Annotated in this window: 9 protein-coding genes; 4 read left to right on the top strand and 5 right to left on the bottom strand. The window is 46.2% G+C overall.

The genetic code is table 11. From position 1 onward, the window contains the following. The first annotated feature begins 112 nt into the window (after positions 1 to 112). Positions 113 to 415 carry a hypothetical protein gene (locus ACTQ1N_RS12280; RefSeq protein ID WP_441956950.1) on the top strand — a complete coding sequence of 101 codons (303 nt, stop codon included), beginning with the start codon at positions 113 to 115 and terminating at the stop codon, positions 413 to 415. A 69-nt stretch (positions 416 to 484) separates the two neighbouring features. Here ACTQ1N_RS12280 and ACTQ1N_RS12275 read toward each other — a convergent pair whose 3' ends face one another. After that, positions 485 to 853, bottom strand: a complete 369-nt coding sequence (locus tag ACTQ1N_RS12275) for a winged helix-turn-helix transcriptional regulator (protein WP_154522764.1) — start codon at positions 851 to 853, stop codon at positions 485 to 487. A gap of 269 nt (positions 854 to 1,122) precedes the next feature. Between ACTQ1N_RS12275 and ACTQ1N_RS12270 the strand changes: the two genes are divergently transcribed. Next, entirely contained in the window at positions 1,123 to 1,914 is a 792-nt protein-coding gene (locus tag ACTQ1N_RS12270) for a dioxygenase family protein (protein WP_441956949.1), read from the top strand. An 11-nt stretch (positions 1,915 to 1,925) separates the two neighbouring features. Continuing rightward, a complete protein-coding gene (locus tag ACTQ1N_RS12265) occupies positions 1,926 to 2,321 on the top strand; it encodes a pyridoxamine 5'-phosphate oxidase family protein (RefSeq protein ID WP_441956948.1) in 396 nt (131 codons plus the stop codon). Positions 2,322 to 2,626: 305 nt separating this feature from the next. On the opposite strand, the gene ACTQ1N_RS12260 is transcribed toward ACTQ1N_RS12265, so the two are convergent. Then, a complete protein-coding gene (locus tag ACTQ1N_RS12260) occupies positions 2,627 to 3,955 on the bottom strand; it encodes an ATP-binding protein (RefSeq protein WP_441956947.1) in 1,329 nt (442 codons plus the stop codon). Positions 3,956 to 4,270: 315 nt separating this feature from the next. Here ACTQ1N_RS12260 and ACTQ1N_RS12255 point away from each other — a divergent pair, with 315 nt between their 5' ends. Beyond that, the gene (locus tag ACTQ1N_RS12255) at positions 4,271 to 4,783 is read left to right on the top strand and encodes a nitroreductase family protein (protein WP_154522778.1); all 513 of its coding nucleotides are present in this window, start codon (positions 4,271 to 4,273) and stop codon (positions 4,781 to 4,783) included. A 113-nt stretch (positions 4,784 to 4,896) separates the two neighbouring features. Here the strand turns inward: ACTQ1N_RS12255 and ACTQ1N_RS12250 are convergent, their stop codons facing one another. The 3 genes from ACTQ1N_RS12250 to ACTQ1N_RS12240 form a co-directional block, all read right to left on the bottom strand. Then, on the bottom strand, positions 4,897 to 5,364 hold the full coding sequence (locus tag ACTQ1N_RS12250; RefSeq protein WP_441956946.1) for a DUF1810 family protein: 468 nt from the start codon (positions 5,362 to 5,364) through the stop codon (positions 4,897 to 4,899). Continuing rightward, the gene (locus tag ACTQ1N_RS12245; RefSeq protein ID WP_441956945.1) at positions 5,336 to 5,764 is read right to left on the bottom strand and encodes a hypothetical protein; all 429 of its coding nucleotides are present in this window, start codon (positions 5,762 to 5,764) and stop codon (positions 5,336 to 5,338) included. Before ACTQ1N_RS12245 ends, ACTQ1N_RS12250 begins: the two co-directional genes overlap by 29 nt. A 73-nt stretch (positions 5,765 to 5,837) precedes the next feature. After that, a complete protein-coding gene (locus ACTQ1N_RS12240; RefSeq protein WP_441956944.1) occupies positions 5,838 to 7,472 on the bottom strand; it encodes a [FeFe] hydrogenase, group A in 1,635 nt (544 codons plus the stop codon). Between the last annotated feature and the right edge of the window lie 432 nt (positions 7,473 to 7,904).

Raw genomic sequence — 7,904 nt, 5'->3', positions numbered from 1 at the left:
GGTAAACGCGGAAGACCACGAAAAAATAAACAAGTGGTCAAAGAGGAGTCGGAAACTTAACTGACTCCTCACTTCGCGGAGTTTTTAGTACAAACAGAATTTAAACTCAGACGTGGATGGGACGAGTGATTTCAGAATCGATGACAAGCCATTTTTTGATACTTACAAGAAGGATTTTGGATTTAAACTCCAGGGAACTCCCCTTCCGGAGGATGTATCTGAGCAGATTTTTACAGCTGACCTCAGTGCATATTTTCTGTTCCCTATGACAGATCAGGGAGCAGCGCTTCGGGATGAGATCGATCAGGTTCTGGTCAAGCTCCAGGAGGATGGAACACTGAAAAAGCTCTCTGAGCAGTTCTTCGGCGCAGATCATTCGCCTGATGCCTCCAAGATGGAGAAGACAGTCAACTGAGTTCATCAGTTCAGTGATGCAGTGATGACGAACATATGATTCATGGAAAGAGGGAGTATTACAGGAAGGTCAAAGATGCTTTGCTTTCAGATAAGTGATATATTCATTCCCCCATTTTTCGATCGACTGCAATACTGTTCTGAATTTCTCTCCGATCGGTGTCAGCTCATATTCCACGCGCAGTACGCCTTCCGTGTACACATTGCGGCGGATCATTCCCTCTTTTTCCAGGTATTTGAGCTGGTTGGAAAGTGTTCCCTGGGCGATATCAATTCTACGGAGCAGTTCATTGAAGCGCACAGGGCCGTTTTCCAACTGATAAAGGATGAGAATTGCCCATTTCCCCTGCAGCACTGTCTGCGTTGTGACATAAGGACAGATGCCGAACAATTCCTTTCCCTGCTTCTTTGTCGTCTCTTCTATTTGTTCTATTTCCATTTCTGCATATCTCCTTCACTGTCGGAATAATGATAGATTAAGGCATACTTGGGAGAACACTCTGCACGGCCTTTACGCGGTTATTCATTAACTTGCTTGTATTTTCAGTATCCAGTCACTTGAAAATGACTTAGTCCTGTAAAAAATCCTGATTGACGATTGCACTCTATATGATATTCTTAAGTTACTTCAATTAATTGACTATGTCAATGATTTAAAGCGCATCTGACCTTTTTTCAAAAACAATAGATGATAGGAAGGGAAACATCATGAGTACAAGAATGCCGGTAGTTTTCTCCGGGCACGGCAGTCCTATGATTGCCATTGAGAATAATGAAATTACAGAAGGGATGGCTTCTGTTGGCCGTTACATCACAGAGCATTACGGAAAACCTAAGGCAATACTGTCGATTTCTGCACACTGGTACACAGACGTCACATATGTGCAGAGTGCGCCAATTCCCAGGCAGGTCTATGATATGTATGGTTTCCCCGCAGAATTGTATGCAGTGAAGTACCCTGTTCATGGGGACGAAGAGCTCACGGCCAAGGTGCAGAACCTGTTGGGAGACCAGGTATCCGTCAATGACAGTTGGGGAATCGATCACGGCACATGGACGGTTCTGGTACATATGTTTCCAAAGGCCGATATCCCTGTGGTTCAGCTCTCCGTAAACGGAAGGCTCTCCGCTGCACAGAGCTATGCGATCGGCAAAAAGCTCACAGCGCTGAAGGATAAGGGATACCTGATCTTCGGCAGCGGAAATGTCGTGCATAACCTGATGCGTGTGGAATGGGACAATGACGGCGGCACGCCGATGACGCTGCGCTTTAATAAGGAAATCACAGATGCAGTTCTATCAGCGAAAAAGGACATTGTGATTCATTATGATCAGCTGCAGGATGCGTCCTATGCTGTGCCGACACCAGATCATTTTCTTCCCCTCCTCTACTGCCTTGGCGCGACGGAGGGAGATCAGGTAAAGGTCTTCAACAATATCTGCAATCTGGGATCTATGGCAATGACAGGTTATTTATTTGAGACAAATGCTAATGCATAAAGGAGACAGAAATGGAGAAAGTGCTTGAGTTTTTAAAAAAGGCCGGCGTTTGGTATCTTGCAACGGTCGATGAGGAAGGTAATCCGCAGGTTCGCCCGTTCGGCGCACAGAATATTTTTGAAGGAAAACTGTACATCCAGACAGGTCTGAAGAAGAAGGTGGCAAAGCAGATGCTGGCGCATCCGCAGATTGCGATCAGTGGGATGGCCGACGGCAAGTGGCTCCGCCTGAACGCAGAGGCAGTACACGACGAGCGGATAGAGGCACAGCAGTCCATGCTGGATGCCAATCCCAGCCTGAAGTCTATGTATGCCGCAGGTGACGGTAATACGGCTGTCTTCTACCTGAAGAATGCGAAAGCGGAGATCTGCAGCTTTACAGCAGAGCCGGAAGTTATCCGTTTCTGATCTTCGGTTCAAATCGTTCAGAACTACAAATATGAAGGAAACAGCTCTCTGGACATCTCAGAGCGAATGAATGTATTCTCATTCGGTTTTAGGAATTGTCCGGGGAGCTGTTTTTACTCTTTCGCAATGGTTTGCTTGCGGAGACCATTATAGATATTCCGTGAACTGAGAGAAAACGCGATCCGTAAGCGCTGTCTTGTGGCCTCCGGACCTCTCCTCATCCAGTTTGTCCAGAGATATGACAGTCCCGCCAACATATTCGACCTGAAGCCAACCGAAGGGAAATTTATATACCGCATATTCTTTTATAAATGCCATTTCATCTCACTATCTTTGCTTTGTTCGATCAGCCAGTTAATCTCATACAGAGGCACATTGACCATCCAGTCCTGTTCCCGGTAATCTGACATGGAAAAGCGGACGGCCGTCTTAGGCTTATATTTTTCACAATATGAGCGGAGGCTTTTTGCACGCAAATTTTCTTCTGCCTTTACTTCGATGGGGATTACTTCATCGCCTTTTTGCACGATAAAGTCAATTTCCATTCTTGAATTCTCCGCAGAATAATACATAGGATTCAAATGATCTTCTGCAATCAACTCTTGAAGTACATACTGTTCTGCCAGAGCACCTTTGAATTCTGTAAAAATACGATTTCCTTCCACGATCGTATTGGAAGAAAGATCAACCATTGCGCCCAGAAGACCTACATCCAAAAGATAGATCTTGAAGGCATTCAGATCTTCGTATGCCTTCAGAGGATACCCCGGTTTGGTCACTCTGTGTATAACATGAATCAGTCCGCAGTCAGAGAGCCATTGTATCGCCAGTTCAAAATCTTTGGCACGTGCACCCTGTCTGACCTGACCATAAATGAATTTTCGATTCTCTTTTGCAAGCTGTGCAGGTATACTGGACCACACGAGATTCAGACGTTCGGTCAGCCTTGGTTCAGCGTGTTTTGAGAAATCCTGCTGATAGTATGCAAGAAGATTTTTTTGAATCTGCCGTACGCCGGTAAATTCTTTGTTGTCTTTGTAGTAATTTACAGCCTCAGGCATCCCGCCAACATAGTAATACTGCCGAAGAAGATCTGAGAGCTTTTCCCGCAATACAGTGATCATCCTCTGATCCTTAGTCTGCAGGATTTCAGCCGCCGCATCCTCCCCCATGGCATACAGGAATTCCTGAAAATTCAGTGGATAAAGATGCATTCTGTCGACCTTTCCAACGGGAAAGGATGTCCCTGCGTGCAGTGCAACGCCCAGGAGGGAGCCGGCTGCAATGATGGAGTACTGCGGCGCTTCTTCACAAAAATATTTAAGAGAAGTTAATGCGCGTGGCGCTTCCTGCACTTCATCAAAAATGATCAGTGTATTATCCGGATCAATCTCCATGCCGCTGAGTGCCCGAAGTCCAAGAATGATGCGATCTGGATTAATACTGCCCTCAAAGAGCCCTGCAGCATTGATGTCCTGATCAAAGTTGACATATACGGTATTCGTATATTCTGTCCTGCCAAACTCCTTCATCAGCCAGGTTTTTCCCACCTGTCGCGCTCCGCTTAGAATCAGCGGCTTTCTATAAGGAGAATTTTTCCATTCCTTTAAACTCTTCATCAGATTCCGCTTCATGAACATACCTCCGGAAAATAAGAAAGCTTTGTAAAGGAGAAATAGGATTCCAATCAATCCCCCATTTAGCGATGAAAATATTCTGTAAAGAGTATATCACGAAATTACATTTTTATGTACGTAACATTGATTTGTTATACGAAAATAAGTACATAAAAATGCAATATTTATCATTTTTATGTACTTAAATATGTAATACCAACTTGAAGGTTTATGAATGCTATAATAAAGCCAGATATTCCAGTTAAGCAATACTCATCATTACTGCAGACTTAGGTTGATGAACGTTGCGACTATTTTTCAGGAGGCCAGGATATGGAATTTTCAGAACTGATTCAGAATCGCTATTCCTGCAAAAAATACAGCGATACAAAGGTGGATGAAGAAGCACTTCAGGCAATCTTAGAGGCAGGGCGAATGGCGCCGACCGCCAAGAATCTGCAGGAGCAGCATATTTATGTTGTTCAGTCGAAGAAAGGAATTGCGAAGATTGATGAAGCAACACCCTGCCGCTATGGCGCACCCGTGTGCCTGGTTGTTGCATTCCATAAGAACAATGTCTTTACTTATCCGGGCGGAAAGAGGGATTCCGGTATCGAGGACGCGACTATTGTGGCGACACACATGCTGCTGGCGGCTGCCAATCAGGGTGTGGACAGTTGTTGGGTGAATTTCTTTGATCCGGATGCGCTTGCCGCCGCTTTGCACCTGCCGGAGGATGAAGAAATTCTGATGATTATGGATCTCGGTCATGCAGCGGAGGGAGTTAAGCCTCTTCCGAATCATTCATCAAGAAAGTCTTTGGCAGAGACGGTGTCCTATATTTGACCGCAAGAGTTAATATACTGATATAAAGTAAATTTGAGCAGTGTAGAAAACGCCCCACTTGATTGTCCGTTGCTCTCAGATGCGCATTGCTGGCATGAAATATACCTGAGGGCTTATCGCTCATTAAAAGAACATCCCCGACAGTAATGCCGGGGATGCTGCTGTAAGGGGGAATATTTTGTTATTGCTGTTTTTGACATGCACACAGGACCAATTGGCGTGTCGTAGATCTTCCTGTCGCTGAGTGCTTCCCGGGCCTCGCTTAGAAGAATCTCCAAGGTCCTTGTATCTCGCCTCCCATGATAGAACTTATCCAGTACTTTTGAAAATATTTCTTTTCCCGGATCCGCTTTTTCGAACAGTGTCATGCAGGAGCAAAGCTTCATATCATCCGGACTGCCAAAGACTTCATGGGGATCATCCGTTTTCAATGCAAGGAGGGCTGTGCTGATCTCTTCCAAATGAGTGCCCAGGATGCTGTCATTAAGATATTCAAGTGCCTCCCGCAGGTTTTGAATGGCATAAAACTGCGATATGCTGCTGAAGCCCAGATCATGGATCTGCGGAAAGATGTACCACATCCAGTGGCTTTTCTTTCTGCCGGAGCGGATTTCTGCCCAGTTTGCTGATCAACATGACATATCCCCATCTGCGGATAAACGGATGGTCTGAAAGCACATATTTTCCCACATAGGATAGGGCTGTTTTAAAATCCAGGTCCGCAACATATTTAATCAGTTCGTCAGTATGCCACCAGTCATCAAACAACAGGTTGTGATCGATAAATGACATCAGATCATTCACGCTTCCGATCTGATCCAGTGTCACATAGAAATAGATGCGATGAAACTGCTGCTCGGTCAGCACATACCCACGCAGGGCAGATACATCGGCGTTATTCTTTACATATCGCCTGATCAGAGCATCCACATCTTTTGTTCTGTAAGATTCAGGCAGGGCATCCAAATCTGCCTGTACCATTTCTTTTGTCATCCTCATTGTTGATTCACCACATTGTGACCGGCGCGCTGGTGACTGCGCGCCGGTCACGGTGTCATTCGATCTCATCGAAGTAGGAGCTGTCCTTGTGACAGATCGGACACTCAGCCGGCGGATTGTCTCCTTCATAGATATAACCGCAGACACGACATTTCCATTTTCGTGTTGCAGATCCGGGCGTTGTCACTTCCTCATAATCGCCGGTGCCTTCTGACCTTGCATTTTTGCCTATTTCTTCTCCGAAAAAAGCTACTGCACCGTTTTTCGCTTCTGCTCCATCTACGGCAAATGTCCGTAATGTCTTATATTTTCCGGCATCTTCACCGAGCAGCCCACTCCTGTCCGTGTAGGATGTATGGAGCATTTCTTCAGCGATCGGCGAGAGAGGCTTTCTGTAAAACTCTTCGTACAGCTGCTTCAGCTCTGGATTCTCATGACTCTTTCGCAGCTTCATCTGCGCATCCCGCTTGTAAAGACCTTCAATACGGGAATCCACCATAGTTCTGCGCTCTTCCACATCGGCTTTCGGCTGTCCTCCTCCGCCAATGCATCCTCCCGGACAGGTCATGACCTCAATAAAATCATAATGTTTTCCGGATTCCTTCGCCATGGAAAGGAATCTGCGGACATTCGATGTGCCATAGATCACGGCCAGCTGAAGGCACAGTGTTCCGATTTCTACGACCGCTTCACGGATTTCCTGCATGCCGCGGACGGGCTCGAGTGTGTACAGTTCCTTTGGAGCAGGTTCATGTGTGACAAATTCGTAGGCAGTGCGGACGGCAGCCTCCATGACGCCGCCTGTGTTGCCGAAGATTACGCCTGCGCCGGAGGCCTCTCCCATCAGCTTGTCGAATTTTGAATCCTCCAGCGATGAAAAATCAATGCCAGCCTTTTTCGCCCAGTCTGCGAGCTCACGCGTTGTGATGACATGATCCATATCTCTGAGACCGGGAAGATCCAGATACCTGGCGGAAGCATTCATTTCTCTGCGGCGGATCTCGAATTTCTTAGCGGTACAGGGCGTCAGCGCCACATTTACGATTTTCTTTGGATCTATCCCCATTTTCTTTGCAAAATAGGTCTTGATCGTAGGACCCTGCATCCCTATAGGGCTCTTTGCGGACGAAATATTCGGCAAAAGCTCGGGGTAATAGATCTCGGCAAACTTCACCCAGGCCGGACAGCAGGATGTGAACTGGGGAAGTGGCTTATCGTGCGTTGTAAGCCTCTCCACAAGTTCGCTGGCTTCCTCCACAATCGTCATATCTGCCGCGAAATTTGTGTCGAGCACATAATCTGCGCCCAGTTTCCGGAGGAGTGCTATCATCTTTCCTTCGACAAAGCTTCCTCTTTGCATTCCGAAAGCTTCGCCCAGGGAAACCCTGACGGATGGTGATGTACTGACGATAAGAACCTTATCCGGATCCTTTGCTGCGGCTATTACGGCGTCCATCTCCGGTTTCTCTGTTATCGAGCTGACCGGACAGACATTCGCACACTGGCCGCAATGGATACAGACGGCAGTGTCGTTGGTCTTTGACAGGTCATAATAGCCGAGCACGCTGATATAATCCCGGCAGATGTCTCTGCACTGACCACACTTAATACATAGATTTTCTATGCGGCGGATGGCAGGATTGTCTGCCTCAATTGGAACACGGATGCTCTCTGATAAATGTTTTCCCACTGCGCGCCTCCTTCTTTTATTGAAACTTACGCCTTTTCTTGTTCTGTCATCCTTCCGGATCAGCTCATCCGAAAATGGCTGCAGGAAAGATCGATCCTGCAACCATTATACTTCTACCTGCGTTTCCCCGCCTTAAAAATTACACCGACCGGACTTTTTCAAATATAAGAGGCCGATTTTTCCCCAGGCGGTAATTTTCAGGTGACCTGGTCGCCAAAAAAATCGTACTTTTCAATTTCTGTAAATGCTATATAGTAAGTATAGTATTAGTTTAATACTTGCTCTACTTTTATTAGTATTTCAGTTTTTTAACATCAACAAGCTGAGTTGTAATCCGAGACGCCAGTTTGTAAGGCGAGATGCTTGTTTGTAAATTGAAAACTGCATATTTGTAAACGAAACGCCAGTTTTGTACACCAGATGCCAGATTTG

The organism is Porcincola sp. LCP21S3_C12, assembly GCF_052118625.1.
GTDB lineage: Bacteria > Bacillota > Clostridia > Lachnospirales > Lachnospiraceae > Porcincola.
This window is presented reverse-complemented; position numbering and strand designations above follow the sequence as displayed.

What these genes read in the sequence shown, in the direction of transcription:
- ACTQ1N_RS12275 (WP_154522764.1), bottom strand. Translation starts at nt 853, where the DNA reads ATGGAAATAGAACAAATAGAAGAGACGACAAAGAAGCAGGGAAAGGAA.
- ACTQ1N_RS12270 (WP_441956949.1), top strand. Translation starts at nt 1,123, where the DNA reads ATGAGTACAAGAATGCCGGTAGTTTTCTCCGGGCACGGCAGTCCTATG.
- ACTQ1N_RS12265 (WP_441956948.1), top strand. Translation starts at nt 1,926, where the DNA reads ATGGAGAAAGTGCTTGAGTTTTTAAAAAAGGCCGGCGTTTGGTATCTT.
- ACTQ1N_RS12260 (WP_441956947.1), bottom strand. Translation starts at nt 3,955, where the DNA reads ATGAAGCGGAATCTGATGAAGAGTTTAAAGGAATGGAAAAATTCTCCT.
- ACTQ1N_RS12255 (WP_154522778.1), top strand. Translation starts at nt 4,271, where the DNA reads ATGGAATTTTCAGAACTGATTCAGAATCGCTATTCCTGCAAAAAATAC.
- ACTQ1N_RS12250 (WP_441956946.1), bottom strand. Translation starts at nt 5,364, where the DNA reads ATGTGGTACATCTTTCCGCAGATCCATGATCTGGGCTTCAGCAGCATA.
- ACTQ1N_RS12245 (WP_441956945.1), bottom strand. Translation starts at nt 5,764, where the DNA reads ATGGTACAGGCAGATTTGGATGCCCTGCCTGAATCTTACAGAACAAAA.